Source organism: Oculatella sp. LEGE 06141, assembly GCF_015207605.1.
Lineage (GTDB): Bacteria > Cyanobacteriota > Cyanobacteriia > Elainellales > Elainellaceae > Oculatella.
In genome coordinates, this window is the sequence record NZ_JADEWO010000078.1 from 1 (window position 1) to 23,457 (window position 23,457).

The 23,457-nt window shown below is 49.7% G+C and carries 14 protein-coding genes and 3 pseudogenes; 8 read left to right on the forward strand and 9 right to left on the reverse strand.

Annotated elements, in window-relative coordinates:
- Nucleotides 1-4: 4 nt before the first annotated feature.
- Nucleotides 5-163, reverse strand: a pseudogene (locus tag IQ268_RS28920) (IS1 family transposase); the annotation flags it as partial.
- A gap of 2 nt (nucleotides 164-165) precedes the next feature.
- On the opposite strand from IQ268_RS28920, the pseudogene IQ268_RS32530 reads away from it, so the two are divergent.
- Nucleotides 166-537 (forward strand): annotated as a pseudogene (locus IQ268_RS32530) (transposase); the annotation flags it as partial.
- Between the two features lie 125 nt (nucleotides 538-662).
- Here the strand turns inward: IQ268_RS32530 and IQ268_RS28935 are convergent.
- Nucleotides 663-992: a transposase gene (locus tag IQ268_RS28935; RefSeq protein WP_193886394.1), complete on the reverse strand. Its 330-nt coding sequence runs from the start codon at nucleotides 990-992 to the stop codon at nucleotides 663-665.
- 466 nt (nucleotides 993-1,458) lie between these two features.
- Nucleotides 1,459-1,620, reverse strand: coding sequence for a hypothetical protein (locus IQ268_RS28940; protein WP_193886396.1), 162 nt, complete (start codon nucleotides 1,618-1,620; stop codon nucleotides 1,459-1,461).
- 53 nt (nucleotides 1,621-1,673) lie between these two features.
- Here IQ268_RS28940 and IQ268_RS28945 point away from each other — a divergent pair, with 53 nt between their 5' ends.
- The 3 genes from IQ268_RS28945 to IQ268_RS33605 all read left to right on the forward strand — a co-directional run bounded on the left by IQ268_RS28945 (nucleotide 1,674) and on the right by IQ268_RS33605 (nucleotide 3,653).
- Nucleotides 1,674-2,189: a hypothetical protein gene (locus IQ268_RS28945; RefSeq protein ID WP_193886398.1), complete on the forward strand. Its 516-nt coding sequence runs from the start codon at nucleotides 1,674-1,676 to the stop codon at nucleotides 2,187-2,189.
- Between the two features lie 415 nt (nucleotides 2,190-2,604).
- On the forward strand, nucleotides 2,605-3,003 hold the full coding sequence (locus IQ268_RS33600; protein WP_370584715.1) for a hypothetical protein: 399 nt from the start codon (nucleotides 2,605-2,607) through the stop codon (nucleotides 3,001-3,003).
- 122 nt (nucleotides 3,004-3,125) lie between these two features.
- Nucleotides 3,126-3,653 (forward strand): transposase, encoded by a 528-nt coding sequence (locus IQ268_RS33605; RefSeq protein ID WP_370584716.1) that lies wholly within the window; start codon nucleotides 3,126-3,128, stop codon nucleotides 3,651-3,653.
- A gap of 341 nt (nucleotides 3,654-3,994) precedes the next feature.
- Here IQ268_RS33605 and IQ268_RS33610 read toward each other — a convergent pair.
- Nucleotides 3,995-4,090 (reverse strand): annotated as a pseudogene (locus tag IQ268_RS33610) (IS5/IS1182 family transposase); the annotation flags it as partial.
- Between the two features lie 147 nt (nucleotides 4,091-4,237).
- Here IQ268_RS33610 and IQ268_RS28955 point away from each other — a divergent pair.
- From IQ268_RS28955 to IQ268_RS28970, 4 genes are all read left to right on the forward strand, one after another.
- A complete protein-coding gene (locus tag IQ268_RS28955) occupies nucleotides 4,238-5,290 on the forward strand; it encodes a WD40 repeat domain-containing protein (protein WP_193886401.1) in 1,053 nt (350 codons plus the stop codon).
- Nucleotides 5,291-5,707: 417 nt separating this feature from the next.
- Nucleotides 5,708-11,104 carry an ATP-binding sensor histidine kinase gene (locus tag IQ268_RS28960; RefSeq protein ID WP_193886403.1) on the forward strand — a complete coding sequence of 1,799 codons (5,397 nt, stop codon included), beginning with the start codon at nucleotides 5,708-5,710 and terminating at the stop codon, nucleotides 11,102-11,104.
- Between the two features lie 263 nt (nucleotides 11,105-11,367).
- Complete coding sequence (locus IQ268_RS28965; protein WP_193886405.1) at nucleotides 11,368-12,186, forward strand: IS6 family transposase; 819 nt, start codon at nucleotides 11,368-11,370, stop codon at nucleotides 12,184-12,186.
- A gap of 126 nt (nucleotides 12,187-12,312) precedes the next feature.
- On the forward strand, nucleotides 12,313-12,759 hold the full coding sequence (locus IQ268_RS28970; RefSeq protein ID WP_228035821.1) for a transposase: 447 nt from the start codon (nucleotides 12,313-12,315) through the stop codon (nucleotides 12,757-12,759).
- A 290-nt stretch (nucleotides 12,760-13,049) separates the two neighbouring features.
- Here the strand turns inward: IQ268_RS28970 and IQ268_RS28975 are convergent, their stop codons facing one another.
- The 5 genes from IQ268_RS28975 to IQ268_RS28990 form a co-directional block, all read right to left on the reverse strand.
- Entirely contained in the window at nucleotides 13,050-15,866 is a 2,817-nt protein-coding gene (locus tag IQ268_RS28975) for a CHAT domain-containing protein (protein WP_228035822.1), read from the reverse strand.
- Nucleotides 15,867-15,894: 28 nt separating this feature from the next.
- A complete protein-coding gene (locus tag IQ268_RS28980; protein WP_193886407.1) occupies nucleotides 15,895-20,031 on the reverse strand; it encodes a filamentous hemagglutinin N-terminal domain-containing protein in 4,137 nt (1,378 codons plus the stop codon).
- 130 nt (nucleotides 20,032-20,161) lie between these two features.
- Complete coding sequence (locus IQ268_RS33155; protein ID WP_255527302.1) at nucleotides 20,162-20,290, reverse strand: hypothetical protein; 129 nt, start codon at nucleotides 20,288-20,290, stop codon at nucleotides 20,162-20,164.
- Nucleotides 20,291-20,582: 292 nt separating this feature from the next.
- Nucleotides 20,583-22,796, reverse strand: a complete 2,214-nt coding sequence (locus IQ268_RS28985; protein ID WP_193886409.1) for an NHLP bacteriocin export ABC transporter permease/ATPase subunit — start codon at nucleotides 22,794-22,796, stop codon at nucleotides 20,583-20,585.
- 23 nt (nucleotides 22,797-22,819) lie between these two features.
- Nucleotides 22,820-23,457, reverse strand: a 638-nt coding sequence (locus tag IQ268_RS28990) for an ATP-binding cassette domain-containing protein (protein ID WP_193886412.1), incomplete at its 5' end; no start/stop codon positions are given.

The window sequence follows — 23,457 nt, forward strand, 5'->3', positions numbered from 1 at the left end:
GGAATCAAGCAGGAATCGGGACATCGCCAAATCTCAAGTAGTGAAGTAGCAAGCGGATTGACTGCCTCAGCATTTCTTCTGATTTGGAATAGCACAATGTTTTGCGATGTAGTCGAGCCAGATAGTGACGTAGGCGGGTATTTTTACCTTCCACTCGTGTCATGCAGTGTGCCAGGCATTGGCAAGGTGATTGCCACAACACTCATCGCCGCTTTACCTGAGTTGGGAAAAGTCAGTGACAAACGCATTAGCGCCTTGGTTGGTGTTGCTCCTCTCAACTGAGATAGTGGCAAATACCGGGGTTCTCGCACCATTTGGGGTGGACGAGCCAATGTTCGTGCTGCACTGTATATGGGAGCACTGGTTGCAGTCCAACATAACCCAGTTTTGAAAGCCTTCTACGCTCGGCTTGTGTCACAGGGTAAAGCAAAGAAGGCAGCCTTAACAGCGTGTATGCACAAGTTGCTCCGCATTCTCAATGCCATGATTCGTGATGGGAAACCTTGGCAGCCTCCTTTAGTCACTGAGGAAAATTAACGGTTGATCTGTTTTTAACGTTTTGTTATTTGATCTATTGAGTAAGACTCTAACAATAATTTAGGGTTGGCTCATTGCGCTGAATTTTTGTCTGCGGCGAAATGCCTGTCCGTTATTATGATTGCCTAACAGACTTGACATTGAAGATAATCGCTTTTTTCCGTCGTCTTGACGGATTGACTATCAATACTCCCGGCACTGGCATTGGCTTGTTTGCCAACCGATACACGGACGTCCCGGCGTAATTGGTCATGAATCTGTTGCCAGGTCCCTTTGCGTTGCCAGCGGCGGAAGTATTTGTATACCGTTTGCCAAGCAGGCAGGTCTTTGGGCAGATCACTCCAGATACATCCGTTGTGAATTTGGTAGAAAATGGCATTGAGGATTTCCCGTTCATCTACCTCCCGTTTCCGTCCTCGCCCGGTAGAGGGATGTGGTAGTAGGGGACGAATCACTTCCCATTCTTAATCATCTAAGTCATTGCTGTATCGCTTAGCAGCACGTTCAGTGGCACGACGAAAGCCTCAAGATTTCAGTGTTGTAACCATTTCCCCAGGACTTAACCAACGACTTCTCGATCTTGTCCTGATTGCTCCACCATCTTCTTTCACTTAATCTTTTATTTAGAAACACGCTCTTATATCCGGTGGGTTGGGCGTTATAAATGCACTCATTGGTTTCATGGTGACTGAATGGATATGCACCTTTATCCATCGGTTGAACTGGCTATGGGACCAGAACACCGTCGTATGGAACAAAGACGACGGCAACAGATCAACAACGTCCTGATTCTAGGAATCCTTCCGTTTTTTATTACTGCAGCTTACGAACTGGTTAAGCTTATATTTCAACGTTAATCGGGTGTGTCAAGCTGCATGTGATTTTGTGACCTAAGATTAGCTTCTGGTGGAGTTGTAATCGCTATCTAAGGGTTTGCAACAGCCGCTCAACCTTATCCAATCGCGATTCTAGTAAGTTGATTTCTCTGCGGCGCTCAGTTCGCTTAATCCAATCCTTGTAACGCTCTGAATCAGGCGTTCCCAAGTGCAGCGATCGCAACATCGATTGAATCGTTCGGTTCAACCTTCCAATGCTTCACAGGCGAGGTTGAACGGTTAAGAGAGGAGAATCGTTCGTTGACCTCTGAGCGCGACCAGGCGCGAGCAGAACTTGAGGACTTGCAGAACCAGACTCAAGACCAGGGGGAACTGGAAGCACTCAGGGCTGAAAATCAGCGATTACAGACGGAGGTATCGCAGTTTCAGCAGATCAAACAGATGCTAGGCGGCATGGCTGGAACGGCTTCAGCATCTCAATCTCCACCACAGCCAAAAACAACCATAGCGCCTGCCTCATCACAGAAACGCATTAGAGATGAAGATCAAGCCTTGGGCAAAATCGGGGAGGCGAGCGACCCCATCATCGCCTGGAATGATGACCCAGCAAGGGAGTTTAATCACAAGTGGTTTATCTCCGTGCCTTCCATCCTCGAACTGATTCGAGGCAGTGGCTATTCCGCTTCTCAGGGGCGCGTCCAAGCTGCGATCGCTCATCGCAGACAAGTCATTGACAACCACCATCAAAAACATGGAATGGGTCAAAGACATAACTCCAGGCACGATAAACCCATTACAGAAGACTTGGTGCTGTAACTATTTGTTCTCTAAGCTCAGGAACCATTACTGCAACAATATTCCCAACTAGAACCAAGTCAAGTTTTTTTTGACGGGATTGGTCAATCAGGTGTGATCGCTAGTTGGCGCAACGATAGTTCTAGGTTCTAGACCACCTACACACCTCGATCACCAAAGCGTCTTCAATGCGATAGCCTATCCCTACCAGCAGATAAGGATTATTACTGCTCTCACTAAAAATTAGTGCTAGAACCGAATCCTGATTCTGGGAGTTATCACTCTAGTACTTGCTGATGATTGGGCTAGAGCATTTGCCTTTTCAACATCCAGGTTATATCTCTCAACCAGGGCTTTGTACTCAGTCAACTCAGATCTTGCACCAAGCCGTAAAAGATGGGAGAAAAGGGCGTGAAACCAATAAACTGCAAGAACAATGACTATTCTTGCCCACGCCCAGGATCTAATTTATCAATTGCTCGACGGGATGCCGAGTCCCTACCAACGTGAAAGCTTGAATGCACTGCTAGCGCTATTCCTCAAGGCTCAAGGCTCGCCCCTGCCTCAACACAGTTCTTTGAAATCCGCCAGTGCCCTCAGTCGATTTCTGAGCGTCTACACCTGGTCAGTACGGCAGATGATTCCTCAGGTGCGCCGTGCCAGCAGCAAACAACTGCGTCAGTATAGGCATCGAGGACAGCGACCGCATCTGCAGCTCATCCTAGACTTAACGACGCTGGAGCAGCGAGGCAAGTTCAAAGCCTTCAACGAGTTGGTGCGGGTCTTTGACGGCAAACCAGGGGTGCATCTGGTGGTGCTCTATCTAGTCGTTTGACAATGGCGGTTCCCCTGGAGTTTCCGAGTCTACCGGGGCAAGGACACCCCGTCTCCGGCTCAATTAGGACTCCGGTCCGCTCTCTCCCCCGATGGTTCAGACGAACCTTCAAGATTCTGGTGTTGGCAGATACTGCCTTGGGGAGTGTGGAGTTTGTGCAGGGGATACGACGTCTGAAGCTGCATGCGATTACCGGGGTGCGCTATGACCGGCAACTGGTGGATGGACGTCAACTGTTCAAGCTGCATAGACCGGGGCAGCAGGTTCGACTAGAGGGCCTCAGCTTTCCAGTCACTATTGCTTGGTTTTACCTCAAGCGGGACGGAGATTCTAAGCGTTCTAAACGCTATGTCCTTTCAACCCGACCGCTCAAAGCCTGCACGATTGTTTGGTGGGGGCAACACCGCTGGCAGATTGAGGGCTTTTTCAAGACCGCGAAATATCGCTTCGGCCTGCATCGCTTTGGTCAGCAAACGCTGTTAGGGCTGTATCGCTGGCTCGTCTTGTCTCTCGTTGCATTTATCTTGGCCCATTGGGGTTATCTTTCCATGCATACCTCTACTTTCCCGAACTGGGTTGTGGCTGCCAGAACGGTATTTGAAGCAGCGCTGCCGCAGATAGCGATCGCCCTTTTGATTCAGCAGATTTAAGACCATCAACCCCTCCTACAACAGCATGGATATCAAGTTCAGATCACCAGGTGCAAGATCTGAGATCGCCTCACTGACCTAGGTTATCGATGCCCTACTGGACTGCTCAAGCGTCAATCGCTCGCTCAGCAGTCTCCCACAGCTTGGGCGATCGCTGTATCCCTCTTGAAGTCCCCAACCCCATCTGTAAAACTCCTGTTTCACTCGCTTCAGGAGTCATTCTCTCAACAGTCTTGCTCTCATCCCTCTCCTACTAACCCTTTCAGCCCCTTTCTCTTAACCTCGTTGCGCATCCCGTGGGGTTAACGAGGACAAATAGCGGGTTAAGCGACACATGCCTCCAGCACAGACTCATCAATCCAAAACGTCGAACTTCCCCGTTGTTTGAGTCCAGCGTTATACTCAGACCAGTTGCGGATGCGGTATTGAGCTTTCATGGCAGGTTTTGGTGTGGTAATTGAAACTTACCATGTCTCTCCCGTCCGCAACCCCTCTATCCAACAACGCCCAGAATAGTCATAATACTATCTCGGCTGTGATCTCAAAGCTTGCAATGAACTGCTTTTGAGCGCGGAGTTTATCCTATGTCTCAGAAAAACGAAACTACAACCCTTTTCATTGCCCTACTCCTGACTGTTGGGTTATTGGGCGGGGCTGCTTATTTCTTCCGACCCTTATTGTTTTCTCAGGACTCAACCTCTTCCAGCAGTCCAGACGCTCCAACCCAAACTAACTCAACCGCCGCCACCGCAGATTTTTCGTTAATTCGCTCTCTGACCGGGCATACCAGCTACATCAACTCTGTTGCCTTTACCCCCAATAGTCAAACCCTGGTCAGCGGCAGCGAAGATAACACCATTAAAGTCTGGAATCCGGCGACGGGAGAAGAACTCCGTACTCTCAACGGTCATACAAACGAAGTGTTGAGCGTTGCAATTAGCTCCGATGGCAGGACGTTGGTTAGCAGCAGCAAAGATCGAACTATCCGGGTGTGGAATCTCACAACCGGAAACACTATCCGCACGCTAACAGGCCATCAAGATTTTATTCAGACGGTTGCCGTCGCCCCAGATGGAGCGAGAATCGCCAGCGCCAGCTACGACGGCACCGTGAGAATTTGGGATTTAGCATCCGGTCGAGAGCTTCATACTCTACGAGGCCATCAGGGCGTTGTGTTAGGGCTTGCCATTAGTCCAGACGGTCGGCAGGTCGCCAGTGGCGGCGTAGATGCCACCATTCGGCTCTGGGATATGGAAACCGGGCAAGCGCTGTATACCCTGGAAGGTCATTCTAGTGATGTTAACTGGCTAGCGTTTAGCCCTGACGGGCAACTGCTGGCAAGTTGTAGTCGAGATGCGACCGTACAGCTTTGGAACCTCAACCAGAGAACAACAATTCGTACCTTTTTGGGGCATATTGGGGAGGTCTTTACGATCGCTTACCACCGCAATGAACAGATTCTAGCCAGTGCAGGGCGCGATCGCACCATCAAGGTTTGGAATCTCAGTTCCGGTCAAGAAATCGCCACGCTGACCGGACACACTGACTGGATCTATGGCATTGCCTTTAGTCCAGATGGTAAACAGTTAGCCAGTGGCAGCATTGATAACACCGTGAGGCTCTGGCGATTTCCCTAGCAAGGAGAGCGAAGCAGCTAGATATAAATTTCGACGGTAGATATCACGAAGTTGCGAATAAAATTGCTCAGAAAGTAAACTGGATAAAAAAACAATAGAAAAACCTAGACATAGTCCGAACAGTATTCCAATTACGGCGAGTAAAAAGCAAACTAAGAGGAAACTGTTGGTTTGACTTGCTTTGCTTTGCTGCCTGATTGATAAAGTCGAGCTTAGAGGACAGATGATTTGTGTTGCCATTGCTTCAGTTCGATCGTTGACTGATTGCTGCAGTCAACCTAAGGCTCAACCTCAAACCCAAGCAGCTTAAGCAATTGTGTTAGCAGTCGTTCCGTATCTCATGTGTACTTACCCTAATTTCGGGGAATCCTAGAGGTAATTTACTCCGCTTTGGGACACTGCTGCCCACCCAAACCTATGATACTCTCAGCAAGCACCTCTCCTCATTCACTCCCTGATATTTCTGGCTATGCCATTGTAGAGCAACTGTATCTGGGTTCTCGAACGGCAGTCTATCGAGCGGTAGAGAAGGCTCAACAGCGATCGGTGGTGATTAAGCTACTGCGCCGCGAGTATCCGAGATTCGGTGAATTGGTGCAGTTTCGCAATCAATATACGATCGCCCAAAATCTCCCCATTCCAGGCATTGTTCGTCCTTTGCGGTTGGAACCCTGGGGGAGCGGCTATGCCCTGGTGATGGAAGATTGCGGTGGGATTGCTTTGGGGCGGTATATTCAGCAGCAGTCATTGGATCTAGCGGACGTGTTGGCGATCGCCCTGCAAGTTGCTGATATTCTCCATAACCTGTGCCAGCATCGGGTGGTGCATAAAGACATCAAACCTGCCAACATCCTGATTCATCCTGAGTCAAAACAAATCAAACTGATCGACTTTAGTATTGCTTCCCTGTTGCCAAAGGAGACGCAGGAAAGCCAAAGTCCAAACATTCTGGAAGGCACACTGGCATATCTGGCTCCTGAGCAAACGGGACGGATGAATCGCGGCATTGATTATCGGGCTGATTTCTACGCCCTGGGTGTGACCCTCTATCAACTGTTGACTGGGACATTACCCTTTGTCTCGGATGATCCCCTGGAGCTGATGCACTGCCATATCGCGAAGGTGCCTGTGCCCGTGGATCAGGTCAACCCTGATGTGCCTGCAACGGTAGCGGCGATCGTCACTAAACTGATGGCAAAGAATGCCGAGGATCGCTATCAAAGTGCAATGGGTCTCAAATACGATTTGGAACAGTGTTTGAGTCAATGGAAAGCAACCGGTGCCATCACAACCTTTGCCCTGGGACAGCGGGATGTAAGCGATCGCTTCCTGATTCCTGAAAAGCTTTACGGTCGAGAAGCCGAAGTCCAGGCTTTGCTAGAAGCCTTCGATCGTGTTGCCAATGGTAGTTCGGAACTCATGCTGGTGGCGGGGTTTTCTGGCATTGGTAAAACAGCCGTGATCAATGAAGTGCATAAGCCCATCGTGCGGCAGCGTGGTTACTTTATCAAAGGCAAGTTTGACCAGTTCAATCGCAACATTCCACTGTCGGCATTTGTGCAAGCATTGCGCGATTTAATGGGGCAGTTGCTGTCAGAATCCGATACCCAACTGGCACAATGGCAAGCCAAGATTTTGGCAGCCGTTGGGGAAAATGGACAAGTTTTGATTGAGGTGATTCCCGAACTGGAGCAGATCATTGGCAAACAGCCGATCGCCCTGGATCTAGCAGGTGTTGCTGCCCAAAATCGGTTTAATCTGCTGTTCCAAAACTTTATTGAAGTGTTTACAACGGCAGAGCACCCGCTGGTGCTGTTTTTAGATGATTTGCAATGGGCAGATTCGGCTTCGCTTCAGTTGGTCAAGCTGTTAATGAACGACAGCGGGCATTTGTTGGTGCTGGGTGCTTATCGAGACAATGAAGTTTCGTCTGTTCACCCGTTTGTCTTGACGGTGGAAGACCTCAAAAATGCTCAGGTAATTGTCCATACGATGACGCTGGCTCCCCTGACTTTTGACGATACCAATCATCTCGTTGCAGATACATTGAAGTGTTCGAGAGAACTGGCGCAACCGCCAACAGAATTAATTGATCGCAAAACTCAGGGTAATCCCTTTTTTACTACCCAGTTTCTCAAAGCATTACACGAAGATGGACAGATTCGCTTTGATCACGATCGCTGCTATTGGGAATGCGATATTGCTCAGGTGAAGTCTCTCTCTATCACCGACGATGTGGTGGAGTTTATGGCATTGCAATTGCAGAAATTGCCAGCCGCTTCGCAACAGGTGCTGAAGTTAGCTGCCTGTATTGGCAATCAGTTTGATTTAGCAACATTGGCGATCGTCTCTGGGCAGTCGTTGACAGAAACGGCTTCTAGCCTGTGGAAAGCCTTGCAGGAAGGGTTGATTCTCCCGATTACTGAAACCTATAAATTCTTCCAAAGTGCAGATGCAGAAATTGATGGCGATCGTGTTGCAGTATCCTACAAATTCCTTCACGATCGCGTTCAACAATCGGCTTATTCTTTGATTGATCAAGCCCAAAAGCAAGCCACTCATCTTCACATTGGCACGCTACTGTTAGAAAATCTGACCGCCAGCCAGCGAGAGGAGCGGTTGTTTGAGATCGTCAATCATTTTAATGTTGGCAAGACCGCGATCGTTCAACCTGCGAAACGAGAAGAACTCGCACAACTTAACTTTTTAGCGGGGTGTAAAGCGAAAGCGTCTACGGCTTACGCCGCTGCCTTAGACTATATCCAAGCGGCGATCGATCTTCTACCTGACAATTGCTTTGAGAGCCATTACCAACTCAGCTTTGAGTTATACAAAGCGCGTGCTGAAGTTGAATACTTAAATGGTAACTTCAAGACGGCTGAAATTTGGATAGAGCAAGCGTTAGCAAATGCAAAAACGCCCCTGGAAAAAGCCGATATCTATAGTCTGGCGATCGTGCAATGTACGTTGCAAGCACAATATCCAGAAGCGATTCAAGCGGGTCGTCAGGCACTCGCATTAATTGGCATTAACCTGCCCACAGAAAATTTAGAAACAGCACTAGCATCAGAACTCGCTATCTCCACTAAAACCTTCAAAAATAGCTCCTTTGCTATGCTTTCTCAGTTGCCTACAATGGTGCAGCCTGAGCAAAAAATGGCGATCAAGCTGTTAATTAGTATGGGTCCCCCAACCTATCGATCACACCAAAGGTTGTGGTCGGTGATTTGTGCAAAAGCCGTCAATTTATGTCTGCAATACGGAAATACACCAGAGATTGGCTACATCTATCCTGCGTTTGGAGGACTGCGAGGCTATGCACTAAATAATTACCAAGAAACGGATCAATTGCTGGATATTACACTCCAGCTCATTCAAGCCTTTGACAACAAATCTGCTGAAAGTGTTGCTTATTTGATGATTGGTAGCTCACTCAGGCATTGGTCACATCCCCTCAAAGCGGCGACTGAAGATTATCTTGCGTCCTATCGCGTGGGTTTAGAGTCCAGCAATTTACAGTATGCCGCTTATGCGTTTGGGCATAATATGTACTGTCGTTTTTACCAAAGTGTTCCCCTCGATCGGCTCTTGGAGGAAGTCACCGAATCATTAAACTTCAGTCAAAAGCACAAAAACCAATGGGCGATTGATCTATTGCTGGGTGGTCACGCAATTATGGCAGAATTGATGGGCACTCAGGAGAAAGAACGCTATCGATCGCTCTGCGAGTCAGAAACCGAGTATTTAGAGCAATGTAAAGCCCATAAAAACTGGCAAGTTATTTGTATTTTCAACATTCTCAAAACGCAGGTTCTCTTCTTTTGCGATCGGCTCGATGAAGCCCTGGAGTATGGACAGCAAGCCGATGCGGAAATTATCAATGTTGCACCTCAAGGATTGCTTCCCTACGCTCACCATCTGTTTATCTATGCGCTACTGTTAGCCTCGCTCTACCCCAACGCCACTGAGGCCCAAAAATTAGACTATTGGGAAAAAATTGAGACCTATCAAAACCAGTTAGAAGTTTGGGCGCAGAGTTGCCCGTATAATTTTTCACACCTTTATTGTCTCGTCAAGGCAGAAGTTGCTCGCCTTTCTCAGAATTATTTAGAGGCGATCGACCTGTACGATCGCGCCATTGCTGAAGCAAACGCTAACGGTTATCTCCAGGAAGAAGCGATTGCCCATGAACTTGCTGCCAAGTTCTACCTCCACTGGGGCAAAGAGAAATTTGCTGCCAGCTATCTGCAAGATGCCTACTACAGCTATGCTCGCTGGGGTGCGAAAGCCAAGGTGCAAGACTTAGAGCGTCGCTATCCCAAACTACTTGCGCCCATTTTGCAGCCGCAGCAACTGGCCTTGTCAGCAACTGAAACGATGTTTGCACCAGGCTCCTTAACCGCAACGCAGTCCTCCATCTCTAGCAGCAGCAGTATTTCTGCCACGCTCGATCTGGCAACCGTGCTCAAAGCGTCCCAAACCCTCTCCAGTGAAATTCAACTCGATAAGCTCTTAGCAACCTTGCTGCATACGGTTCTGGAAAACGCTGGAGCAGACAAGGGAGCATTGTTAATGCCGCATGAGCATCAATGGTTTGTTGAAGCGCTTGCTGTGGTCGATCAGCCCGTGCAGGTGCAAGCCATTGCTTTCGGTGACAGCCTGGAGCTTCCCCACGGTTTGATTAATAGCGTCAAACGGAGCCTACAACCCATCGTGATTGTGGATGCTGCTGTTCATCCCGCCCTAGCAATGGATGCCTATATTGTGCAACAGCAACCCAAAAGTATCCTTTGCACACCGATTCTTCAGCAGGGCAAACTGGTTGCCATTTTGTATTTAGAGAACCATGTCACGGTTGGAGCGTTTACCCGCGATCGGGTTGAACTATTGAATGTTCTTTGTGCTCAAGCGGCGATTTCCCTGGAAAACGCGCACCTGTACCAACAAGCCCAAACGTATGCCCAACAAATTGAGCAATCGCAACTCCAGGTGATTCAGAATGAAAAAATGGCGGCGTTGGGCAACCTGGTCGCCGGTGTTGCTCACGAGATCAATAATCCGATCGGCTTTCTCAATGGCAGCATCAATAATGCCAAAGACTACGTGCAAGATCTCCTCAGGCATCTCGCCCTCTACCAGCAACATTATCCCAATGCCCCTGCTCCTGTGCAAGCGCATGCGGCAGACGTTGACCTGGAATATCTGAGCGCAGATTTGCCTAAGTTATTGAACTCAATGCAAGGGGCAACCGATCGCATTAAGTCCATCAGCACCAGTCTTCGCACCTTTTCCCGTGCTGATGCAGAACAGAAAGTTCGTGCCAATTTGCACGCAGGAATTGATAGCACCTTGCTGATTCTTAAATATCGTCTCAAAGCCGACGAATATCGCCCTGCTATTGAAATCATACAAGATTACGGCGATTTACCCGAAATTGAATGTTTTCCTGGACAGCTAAATCAGGTTTTTATGAACATTCTGGCGAATGCGATCGATGTTTTTGATGAAGTTGCCCAACAAACATCTTTGGCTGAGCGACAAACAAAGCCGCAGACAATTGCGATTCAAACTACAGTCATGCAGCAACCCGCCATTGAAATTCGCATCAGTGACAATGGCAAAGGCATGGCTGAAGCAGTCAAAGCCAAAGTGTTTGACCATCTGTTCACGACGAAAGGTGTGGGGAAGGGAACAGGCATGGGCTTGGCGATCGCGCGGCAAATTGTGGTAGAAAAACATAGCGGCAGTCTGGATGTACAGTCGGAATTGGGACAGGGGAGTGAGTTTTTAATCCGGCTCCCTATCCAGAGTTGAGACGTTTTTTGTCTCATTCTGGGAGGGTCAAAACCCTCGCCTTCAGGCAGCAATTCTTCTAAGAAACCTCTTCTGTCGGGGTTTGAAAAACAAGGTCAAAACCGAGAGCGGAAGCCTTCTTCTTCAGATTGTCCAGAACTCTTTGCTGATAGCGTTGCTCATAAGAAACTGGAGAAACTGTCAGAACTGGGTACTCAACTTGAGGGCAGAAGCCCCGTCTTGATAAACTGGCGACTGCCCTCAATCTCCCGTCCAGCTAACTTATGGATTGCCCGCATTGCTGCTCGACTCACACCACTCGATTGCAACGCACTACTGTCTTGGGCTACGCGATGTCTCGCTGCAAGGGGTGTCGTCGCACCTTCAACCAACGGACTGGCACTCCCTTCAATTTTATCGAGGTGCCCACTGATATCGTGTTCCAAGTCCTGCTGTGTCGGTTTCGTTACAAGCTGAGCTTTCGCGATATCGCCGAATTCTTTCTACTGCGGGGGTTCGAGTTTACGCATGAAGCGGTGCGCGATTGGGAAGAGCGCTTTGCTCCAATAGTTGCCGAGCAGTTAAGAGCGAAACGCCAAGGCAAGCTTGGCAAGATCTGGTTTGTGGACGAGAGGTACATCCGTGTGAAAGGGAGATGGTGCTATCTGTATCGAGGGATTGATGAAGATGGAGATTTAGTGGATGTGAGGTTGAGCGAGAAGCGAGACATGGAGGCGGCAAAAGCGTTCTTTGCTCAAGCTCACGAGATAGCAGAACAACCACCAGAGCGAGTTGTAACAGATAGACTGACTTCGTACCCAAGAGCGATTACTGAAGAATTAGGTTCAGAAGTTGAGCATGGGACCAGAGGCTGTCTGGGGAATCCGATTGAACAGAGTCATCGAGGGATTAAGCAACGCTACTATCCAACTTTAGGCTTTGGTGCGATTGAGAGTGCGAAACGATTTTGTCAAGCGTTCGATGAAGTGCAGCAATGTTTGCGACCAAGAACAAGCATGGCAGAGTTCGTGTCTTTATCTAAGGAACGAGAACATTTTGTTGAACGGATTAGTGAGTTGCAGGAAGTATTCCGAGCTATCTAGTCGCAGATAAGAAAGGAAGGTCCATATTGATAAAAATTGATACAGAAAGCGGCGATTTGAGTACTCAGATCTGACAATTTCGTCGAGCGGGCAAAGGCGGGAGAGAGAACGGTTTCTTTAGATGAGATGACAGGCATCCAAGCCTTAGAACGGAAAGCTTCCACCAAACCAATGCGACCTGGCAAACCAGAACGACGAGAATTTGAGTATATCCGCCACGGCACACAAACGTTGATTGCCAGTTTTGATGTCGCTCAAGGGCGAATTGGGGAAGCAACGGTCGGAGAGCGGCGTACCGAGGCAGAGTATCTGCACCATGTTCAACAGTTGATTGCAGCAGATCCAAAGGCGGTTAAATGGCATCTGGTGATGGATTGCTTGAACATCCATCAATCTGAATCGTTAGTGCGATTTGTGGCACAAACAGAAGGGTTTGAGATTGACTTAGGGGTCAAAGGGGAATCGGGCATTCTCAAATCGATGCAAAGTCGCTCAGCGTTTTTAGCTGACCCGAGCCACAAAATCGTGTGCCACTTCACACCGAAGCATTGTTCAAGCGTTGAATCAGATTGAGATGTGGTTCGGTATCTTGGTGCGTAAGTTGCTCAGACGAGGCAATTTTGCGAGTCAAGCGCAACTCAAAACTCGGATTCTAGAATTTATCGATTACTTCAACCGGACGATGGCTAAACCATTCAAATGGACGTATGAAGGCAAAGCATTAAAGCAATGAACAAGGTAGCCAAACTTACGCCTTACTCTACTAGACTGTTGAGTTTTGTAACTCATAAGCGGCAGAATCAAGGTCTCAAACGTGAAGTAATGTTTTGCTACTAGGACCAAAACAGCGGAAGAACCCCCGATTACTGCCAGTTACCAATTAGCACATAGGGTGCCCAAAAGTAGGGATGCTGATATTCAGGATACTGCAACAGCGATCGTTGAGCCTGATGCAGCGCTTCTGCTTTGCTGATGTGCAACGTTCTAACAGTTGATAACTCTCGGTAAAACGCTCCCATAAACATTGCTGACGAATAATCGTTTACTTGCCACAGCGTTGCCACAGTGCTCCTTGCTCCTGCTCGCACCGCAACACCTGCCAATCCCAGCGCTGCTCGATTGTCCCCCATTGCCGTTGAGCAAGCGCTTAGCACGAGTAACTCGAGTGTTCCATCTCGACGAACAGCTGTGGTTTGTAATGCAGTTCTCAGATCATCAATAGTGAGCCGACCATCTCCTGTCAAAACGTAAGTGTCTGTGAGCTGTGAGCTGAATTGTCCATGCGTGGCAAGATGGACGATCGGATAGGGAGTGGATTCGATCGCCGTCTCAAAGTTGGTACTCGTAAATCCGCCGTTGACCCGCAATTCTTGATCAACTGACGCCAGTCCCCGATCGAGCAATGTCGTCGTTCTGGGAAGTTCCGCCTGGATTTGAGCCAGTTCATCTCTGACGTTGGGTAAGGCTGAGTAGCCTTGATGGGCTTCACTGACGCCAGCGAGCAGCGCTGATCGAAGTTGATTGGGGGAGAAGGGTTGGCTACCCAGAAGCTGTAAGCCAGGTGTTAGGGCGATGCTGTACGGTTGCTCAACCAGATAGTGCTGCCCGTCGTGCAGAACACTCATTGGAATATTCCGCAGCACGCCATCCAGCACAAAAACCAGCGTGCTGACTTGATTTGCCGCAAGTTGAGCCTGTGCAGGCCGAATCAGCCAGTTGTAGATCTGCTGGGCGGGTGGCAAAAAACGATGATCGTTAGCTTGATCGAGGGAGTCTCGCAGGAGGTTAACCGTTGCTTCAACTGTGACTTGCGGCACAACGGTGGTGTAAGCGACGAACGATCGCTGGGGTGAATTCTGTGATAAATCAAACTGGGAAGACTGCGGCAGACTGAGAATTACGGCGAGACGATCGGGCAGAATAATGGGATAAATAATAGCGGCAGTTTGGTCTACCTGGTCAATCACCGTTGGATTGCCATTGAGACAGGCTTCCCGAAAGAAATTATCGAGTTCTGCCAACTGAAGTGATTCGATCAGATCACGAGCTGTTCTCAGGTTTTGATCATCTGAGATATCTTGCGGAGATTGCAGCAGCAGTGAGACGAGTTGACGATAGATCGGCTCAATCGTCGTTTGAAACGAAAGCTGCTCATCGGGGGCGGTAGCAATCAGATCGGCGCGAATTGATTTGAGGGTGTCAACCGCTGCTGTATAGGCAGCGATCGCTTCTGTATACGTTGGGCGATTGGGATTGTTCGCTTCGGCTGTAGCTTTTAGCAACCGTCCGAGCTGCCATTGCCAGCGATAGGTTAAATCCGAAGCGCTGTTGTTCTGCGCCAGCAAAAGCGCTTGTTGAGTCACTTGTTGTGCCTCTGGGAACTGTCCCGTTTGCTCATAGAGGCTACCCAAGAGTCCCAACGCATTAGACTCGTCCCGAGGGTCTTGCAAATCCCTGGCCTGCCCGATGGCGATCGCCAGGATATGGGCTGTCGCTTGCGGCTGCGATGGGCTGGCGCTAATCAGCGTTTGGGCAAGATTAATGCGAGCCTCGACCGCCATGTGACCCAACGGAAGGCGATCGATTGCCGACTGAACGTGCGGCAGCAGAGCCTGAACTTCGGCTTGACGGTTTGTTTCTATGGCGATCCGCAGTTGATTGAGTTGAGCTTGTAGCCGAGCTGTGGCAGTTGTAGCCGTCGCGGCTTGATGATACAGCGCCAGGGCGCTAGCAGAAGCGCGGTAGAAATTTTCTGCTGAATTAATCCCAACCCGCCGATCGCCCTGCTGCGCTTGCTGTACCATTTCGATCGCTTCAGCCGGCGTTAAGTTGTCACGGCTCAAGTTGACCAGGGCTTCTGTCCAGGTCAGATTTGCGAGGCGGAATTGGGCATCGGCGATCGCCTCAGTTTGCTGTAAGGGCTGTGCGATCGCCAAACTTTGCTGCAACACCGCACGAGCCGCTGCCAAATTGCCCGTGACGCGCAACGCTTCTCCTAAACTTTGCAGGGCAGCGATCGCGGTCGCTGAGGGTGGCAACGTCTGGAGCTGGGTATTTAGCGTCTCCAAGGAGGTTAGGGTGCGCGGCTGCCAGCCTAGTGCTGTGACTACGGTGGCGATCGCCCGCCGATATAAACCCAATACCTGAAGGGCTTGTGCTTGACTAATGCGGCTCTCTGTTGCCCGATCGCGATCGCCCAACTGCTCATAGAGGTTAGCAGCGCGTTCCCCTGTATCAAACGCAGCGTTTGCGTTTCCTTGAGAGAGGAACAGCGCGCTCTGAATGTCCAGGGCTTCCGCCAGCGCTAAACGACGCGCATCGCTATCTTCTCCTGCCTCAAGTAAATTCAAGCTCTGGGTAATGGCCTGGTTGGCTTCTGCCCACTGTCCTAACTGTTGCGTTGCCAGAGCCAGATTGCTGAGGGCGATCGCCTGTTTCAGCTCATTGCTTTGAGCCTCATAGGCTTGGGCAGCTTGTTGAAAACTGGCGGCAGCTTCAGCAAATTGTCCGTCTTCGTAGTGCGAGCGTCCTTGTTGTTCCAAACGCTCTGCTGAGTTCTGTGATTGCTGAAGAACCGAGTCCGCGATCGAGACGGTCGCAACGCTGGGAGACGCAACAATACAAACTAGCGCCATCAGCAGCGCCAGTAGACAGAATCTAAGCGATCGGCGATTGAACATGGAGAGGATTCTATAACTTGAACCTGCGTTAATCAGAACTGTGGCACTGAACTTCGGCAAAGGCTGAGGAGCGAGCAGAAGCCGCCGCAATCAAAACAACGTTGCCTTCGCTGTCGATTTGCCAGCCCTGCGCCTCAACGATCGCCGGAGGTGGAGGATTAACCGTCTCGATTTGAGCCACTTCAGAGTTTGCCCCTCTTCCGACTCCTTGCTCTGTTCTTTCATGCGCTAATCCAGATAGACGGGGTAAGACGGTGTTGCCGCTCAGAATCTCTGTGGGATTGGCAGGCAAACCGCCTCGTCCTGTGACAACGAATTCTCCCAACGCTTCGGCAATATTGCCGCCCGTGGGGCAGGTTTGGGCAATCTGGTTGGAAGCATCAACGGGGACATCGGGCAGTTCTGTTAAGCCGCGACTGGGGTCAATAGCAGGCGTGTTGATGTCGATGGTTCCTTGTACACCCAGTTCTGAACTAGCGGTGATGTCACTGCGATCGGTTGGGCTGGCTTGTGGCTCAATCCCAAAGATTCCCTGTGTTGTAATCGTCACGTTGCCACCACTGCCCCTAAAGGCATCGGCGCGGATGTCACTATTTTCGGTAGAGACTGCCACGATAAAGTCGGAGTCGATCGTAATGTTGCCGCCATTGCCGTCAGTGCGCCTAGTTCCGGCGGTTGTGGAGATGACGCTGCTATTTCGTAATTGCAGGACATTGACGTTGTCTAGGGTGATATTGCCGCCATTGCCTGTTTCGGTTTCTGCTGTCAGCCTGCTCCGGTTGAGCTGAATAGATTGGGCAGTAATATTCATATTGCCTGCCACACCACTACCCTGACTATTGACCACGATACCAGCTCGATTGGACATATTTAGTTCTCCGGCTGTTATTCGGATGGTTCCTCCTTGACCAGAGGAGCCAGGTCTGGTGTTGGCAAACAGCCCACTCGCTGCTCCCTGGTTGCTGACCCGACTGCCAAACTGCCTGCGGCGATCGGCATAGGTGGAGTCAAAGCTAGAGAGAGTAATGCGATCGGCGTTGAGGGTAATGCTACCTGCATTCCCTCCACCAAGGGCTGTAGTCAGAACCTGGCCACCGCCTGTAGTTGCAAACGTATCAGCGTTGAGGGTGATATTTCCGCCCCGAAAGACATTGGAGGTCTGGGCATTGACTACTGCGCCATCGGTAATACCGATGCTATCCGCACGAACCGTGATGTTTCCGCCTCGCCCAATGGCTGTTGAAGCAGTCGATGTAAACAATCCACTAGAACGCCCAGCGCGACCCACTCCGTTTAGAGAAACGGTATCAGCAGTAATCTGAATATTGCCTGCCCTACCCCACCCTCTGGTATCAGCAAGGAGTTGTGCGCTATTGCGAACGACAAAAGCATTGGTGTCAATGTTGATGTTACCTCCATTGCCTACACCACCTTCCTCCACTCTAGTGATAGCAGCACTGGGAAACTCTCCATCAGCGCTCGTGCCAGCAAACACAACGCGATCGTCCGCTTCGATAATCACATCACCTGCATCACCCTGTCCGAAAGTGGAAGCTTGTAGCTGTGCCCCATTGCGAACTTCCAGAGAATCAGTGTAGATTTCAACGTTGCCTCCATCACCCACTGCTACACCGTCAAAGCTAATATCTCCAACGGTACTGAAGGCAAGGCTATCATCAAACACAACCCGATCGTCTGCACGGATAATCACATTACCTGCATTGCCTTGTCCTCTAGTACTGGCAGTTAATCTTGCACCATTGAGAACACTAAGAGCATTGGTGTCAATGTTAATGTTGCCGCCATTGCCTACACTACCTTCTCCAACTCTGCTGAAGGCAGCACTGGGTAATTCTCCATCAGCACTCGTGCCAGCAAACACAACCCGATCGTCCGCTTCGATAATCACATCACCTGCATCACCCTGACCGAAAGTAGAAGCTTGTAGCTGTGCGCCATTGAGAACTTCCAGAGAATCAGTGTAGATTTCAACGTTGCCTCCATCACCCACTGCTACACCGTCAAAGCTAGTATCTCCAACGGTACTGAAGGCAGTGCTATCATCAAACACAACCCGATCGTCTGCACGGATAATCACATTACCTGCATTGCCTTGTCCTCTAGTACTGGCAGTTAACCTTGCACCATTGAGAACACTAAGAACACTGGTGTCAATGTTGATGTTGCCTCCATTGCCTACACCACCTTCTTCCACTCTACTGAAAGCAGTGGCATCGTCAAACACAACCCGATCGTCCGCACGGATAATCACATTACCTGCATTGCCTTGTCCTCTAGTACTGGCAGCGAGTTGTGCACCATTGAGAACACTAAGAACACTGGTGTTAATGTTGATGTTGCCTCCATTGCCTACACTACCTTCTCCAACGCTGCTGAAGGCAAAGCCATCATCAAACACAACCCGATCGTCTGCACGGATAATCACATTACCTGCATTGCCTTGTCCAAAAGTGGAAGCTTCTAGCTGTGCGCCATTGAGAGCTTCCAGGGAGTCAGTGTAGATTTCAACGTTACCCCCATTACCTACTGCTTCACCACTAAAGTTAATGGCTCCAACGCTGCTGAAGGCAAAGCCATCATCGAACACAACCCGATCGTCTGCACGGATAATCACATCACCTGCATCACCCTGACCGAAAGTGGAAGCTTGTAGCTGTGCCCCATTGAGAACTTCCAGAGAATCAGTGTAGATCTCAACGTTGCCTCCATTACCTACCGCTTCACCACTGAAGTTAACGAGTCCAACAGTGCTAAAGGCAGCACTGGGTAATTCTCCATCAGTGCTCGTGCCAGCAAACACAACCCGATCGTCCGCTTCGACAATCACATTACCTGCATTGCCTTGTCCGAAAGTGGAAGCCTGTAGCTGTGCCCCATTACGAACTTCCAGAGAATCAGTGTAGATTTCAACGTTACCCCCATTACCCACCGCTTCACCGTTGAAGTTGACATCTCCAACAGTGCTGAAGGCATTGCCATCATCAAACACAACCCGATCGTCCGCTTCGATAATCACATCACCTGCATCGCCTTGCCCTCTGGTAATAGCTTGCAGGGAAGCTCCCTCCGTTATAAAGAGTGAACCTGCTGTGATGTAGACATTACCACTGCTACCAATTCCATTTGCTCCAACATTGTTGGTGATTAAACTTGATTGCCTAACTTGAATTTCACCTGTTCCATTGAGAACTACATCTCCGGCTTGGCTGTCAACCGTTCCTAATCCTGAGAAAATTCCGGCTCGCAGTAGACTTCCACCAGAAATATCTATATTTCGAGCATTGATGACAATATTGCCTCTGTTGTTCGAGGCAACATCAATCTGAGAACCATCCGTAATGCGAACGTCTGCGCGAGCAATCTCACTTGGGAAGCTCAAGCTACCATCGGTAGCCAATCCTACTGTTCCAAATCCCCCTACGCTTCCCAGTTCTACCCGTCCTCCAAAAGCATTCAAATCGCCCCGATTAACGACACTGCCACCTAGAAATACCAAATTCTGCCTGTTGGGAACTTCTAAACCAAACACTTGGTTGCCTAATCCATCGTCTCCTAAAGAAGCTCGTGACTGGTTTTCGATCGCCCCAGGATTAATCTGATTAAACAAAAAAGCTGAAGGTTGCACTGTGAGCAGCGGTGGCGCATTGGGATCCGCAACGTCGAAAAAACCTTGATTGCCAAAGCCGATCGCATTTGCCGTCGTTGCCACAAACGAGCCGCCGACATCCAATCGCGCATTTTCACCAAAAATGATGCCGTTGGGATTGATTAGAAACAGATTCGCATCACCACCTAACACCCCCAGCGTTCCTAAAATCTCCGACAGCAAGTCCCCCGTGACCCGACCCAGGATATTATTGACCCCTGGATCAACAAAGTAAACCGCCCGACCTGCATCCACCTGAAAGTCTCGAAAGCTGTGAAATAGATTGCCTCCCCGTCTGGCACCGCCCTCAATTCGATCGCCCGGTCGCCCACGGATAGCCGTAGCTGGCGTCACGATCGTTTGCTCATTGCCCAACGTCTCATCGGCGATCGGGCGGCGCTGTGCCAGAGCAGTAGTTGCCCAGAGGAGAATAATGTTACTCGCAATGCCCAGAGTGACTAGATTAGCGATCGGATCGATCCCATTTAGCTTAATCATGCATTTACTTCCCCAAGGATCGTTTAGCGTTACGGCAATCAGCAGCGCAAGTGAATCCGTGGCAATTGCCAAACTTGGCAGCGAGTTGCACATAAACTCGCTCAACTGGGTGGCAGCAGCAGCGCAGACACTATTCGGCAAATTGCCGCTTTCCTGCATCGAGCGATCGCCGCCATTGCCAGAGCTGCTGAAAGAAGGCTTTGGCAATGGCTTTACCGTCCAACCCCACTAGTTGCCAGTATCTTGATGGACATCCCATGAACGATCACAACCTCAACCAACTCAAACGACCTTTAAACTCTCTCACTGTTTTACCTCCAAATCGCTCCCAAGAATTTTTGTGAACCTCAGTAACAACTTTGTTGTTCAGGTGCGATCTGACCTATGCAGGGGAAGCGATCGCTGTAACTCGTTAATAGCTGGTGTCGATTAACACCGTATTTGAGTTCTGACTCACTTTTGATATGGGTGGGCGTTGTTGTATGAAGAGGGGGTGGGGAGTCAAAATTCAAGTCTGACTGATGTTTGTTAGAGGGGAATATCTAATGCGGTTATTCTGGTACTTGCCTGTACCCTCGCCCCATGAGTTGAGCAAATAATCCCGCTTGGTTGTCCAGTTCTGTAAAACTGCCCTGCTGGACAATCTGACCGGATTGCAACACATAAATGCGATCGGCATTGCGAATAGTACTGAGCCGATGAGCAATCACCAGTCGAGTCACCTGCAATCGATCGAGACTGGCAGTGACGATCGCCTGAGTTTTGTTATCCAATGCACTGGTGGCTTCATCAAATAGCAAAACTCGTGGTTTTAGCGCCAATGCTCGTGCAATCAAGAGACGTTGCCGTTGTCCGCCTGAAAGGTTGCCGCCTCCCTCACTGATCAGCGTGTGCATTTCCATCGGCATTGCCGTGATGTCCTCTGCCAATCCAGCCATTCGCGCTGCTTCCCATGCATCATCAAGGCTAATATGAGCGCCGCTAGCAATGTTCTCAAAAATAGAAGCAGACAGAACACGCCCAGATTGTAGAACCACTCCCATTTGTCGGCGAACCGCTTCTACGTCAAGTCCTGCTAAATCCTGTCCATCATAGTAGACAGCGCCAGTTTCAGGTGTCTCAAAGCCCAGCAGTAACCGAAACAAGGTTGATTTACCGCTTCCCGAGGCTCCCACCAGGGCAATAAATTCTCCTGGTTCGGCGTATAAGCTGACATCGTTCAAGGTCAGAGCACCCTCTTGACGGTAGCGAAAGCTGAGCCGATCGACGATTATTTTGCCGTTTAAGCGACCCGGATCGGCTTTGCTCAAACCCACTTCCGGAACCGTTGCTAAAATGGGCTGAGCCCGCTTCCACTGCGGAATCACTTGTAACACGTCTGTCAGCGTATTGCTTAAATCCGTTGCGCCCCTAATGAAAGTACCAAATGCAGTATTAAACGCTAGAAACGTTCCAATTGATAATCCTACTGCGTCTGATACAGTCATCAACTGGACTGTGAACCAGAATAGAATAGCCGCCGTCAAAATCGGCATCACAGCATTGAATACGGCCATTCTGTCTTCAATATGTTGAGTCCCCAAATTCAGTTTAATTTGTTGACTATAAGTTTTGCTCCAAAAAGCAAAGGCGCGATTTTCTGCACCGGCAACGCGCAGTTTAGAAATGCCGTTAATGAGTTGAACCGTTTGTCCAAACAGAGCGCCTTGTAATTCCAGCAGGGGACGAACTTTTCGAATTAATAAAGCACCCGAAATGGACGTGACTAAGATCGTTACCACCGCGACCCCTACTGCAATCAGCGCTAGATTTGCACTGTAGTAGAGCAACAGTCCCAAATTCAGGAGGGCAAACAAAGCGCTCGTCAGGTTAATTAAAGTGATTCCACCCAACTGCTGTCGCATCTGGCTAATAGACATGACTCGTGATTGCAGATCACCAACCGTGTACTGCCGAAAAAAGGAGACGGGTAAGGTAAGCAACCGATCCCACACTGCCGCCTGTGTCTCTACCTCGGAGACAGTTTCCAGGCGCAGCAAATAGAGTCCTTGAGCCAACCGAAATAGAGCAATGGCGATCGCCACCACAAAGAGACCCAGCCCGACTTGCAGCAACAGACCGCGATCGCCATCTGGAATGGCACTGTCAATTAAAAGGGTCGTGGCATAGGGAATCAGCATTCCCAGCAAGGTTACGGCAATTCCGGTCAGCAGAATCATCCAGAGATCGTTGGCACGATTTTTGAGAGCAAACCGGAGCAGATCGATCACTTTTAGTACTCTATCCGGCAAGGGACGGTAGAACATGTAGGCAATCGGGGCTACAGTTTGAGCGATATCGGCAGTCACTAAAGTACGGCTCTCTTGAATTGGATCGAAGAGAATATAGCGATTCGCAGCGCCAGGTAAAAGAGCAACGGGCTGTTGCGTGTCCTCGATCAACGCCAATAGCGGTCCACAGTCCTGCTTCCACCAGGTATCTTGCAGCAACACTCGCCGTCCTCGGACTCTAGAAGCACGCAGAACTGCCTCTAGGGGATCTCTGATCTGACTTAAATCGATCGACTTGACGGGTGGACGAATTGAAATTCCCGATGCTTTGCCGACTGCTCCTGCCGCAACCAGCAGGGGAATACCGTCTAGAAAAGATTCTGTGTCTTGAGGTTTTAGTGTAGACAGCAGCATTCCTAATGCTTCCTCGGTGATCTGATCATCGAGTTGCATTTGTGCCACTAGTCGGTATTCTTCTTCTCGCTGCTCTCCCATCGTTATAGTCTGTCTCCCATCACTCAGAAGGTTGAATAGAATTCAGCGTGGTTTCCTTGAAGCTCAGCTTCAGTGCGAAGCAACTGCGAATACAGTCCTTCCATATCCCATAAGGTCTGATGTGTTCCTCGCTGCACTACTTTGCCGCGTTCTAACACAATGATTTCATCACAATCTCGAATCGTACTTAACCGATGCGCCACAATCAGACAGGTACATCTGCGCTGGCGCAAATTTTGATTGATGATTCGCTCAGATTCGATATCAAGAGCGCTGGTCGCCTCATCCATAATCAGCACAGAGGGGTTCGTGACCAGCGATCGGGCAATCTCCAGTCGCTGCCGTTGTCCGCCACTCAAGTTTGCTGCTTCCTCCAAAAGTTCAGCATCATAGCCGCCCGCCAGAGAGAGAATGACAGGGTGAATGGCAGCATCCTGACACGCCCGGATAAGATTTTTGTCGGGTACGGTTGCATCCCAGAGGGTTAAATTCTCTCGCACAGTCCCGCCAAACAGCACGATATCTTGTTCCACCATTGCCACTGAATTGGTCAGAACGGGGCGGGGAATTTGACGTTGGGGCACATCATCAAAATAAATTTCGCCAGACCAGGGTTGATAAAGTCCGCTCACCAGTTTGGCAACAGTAGACTTCCCAGACC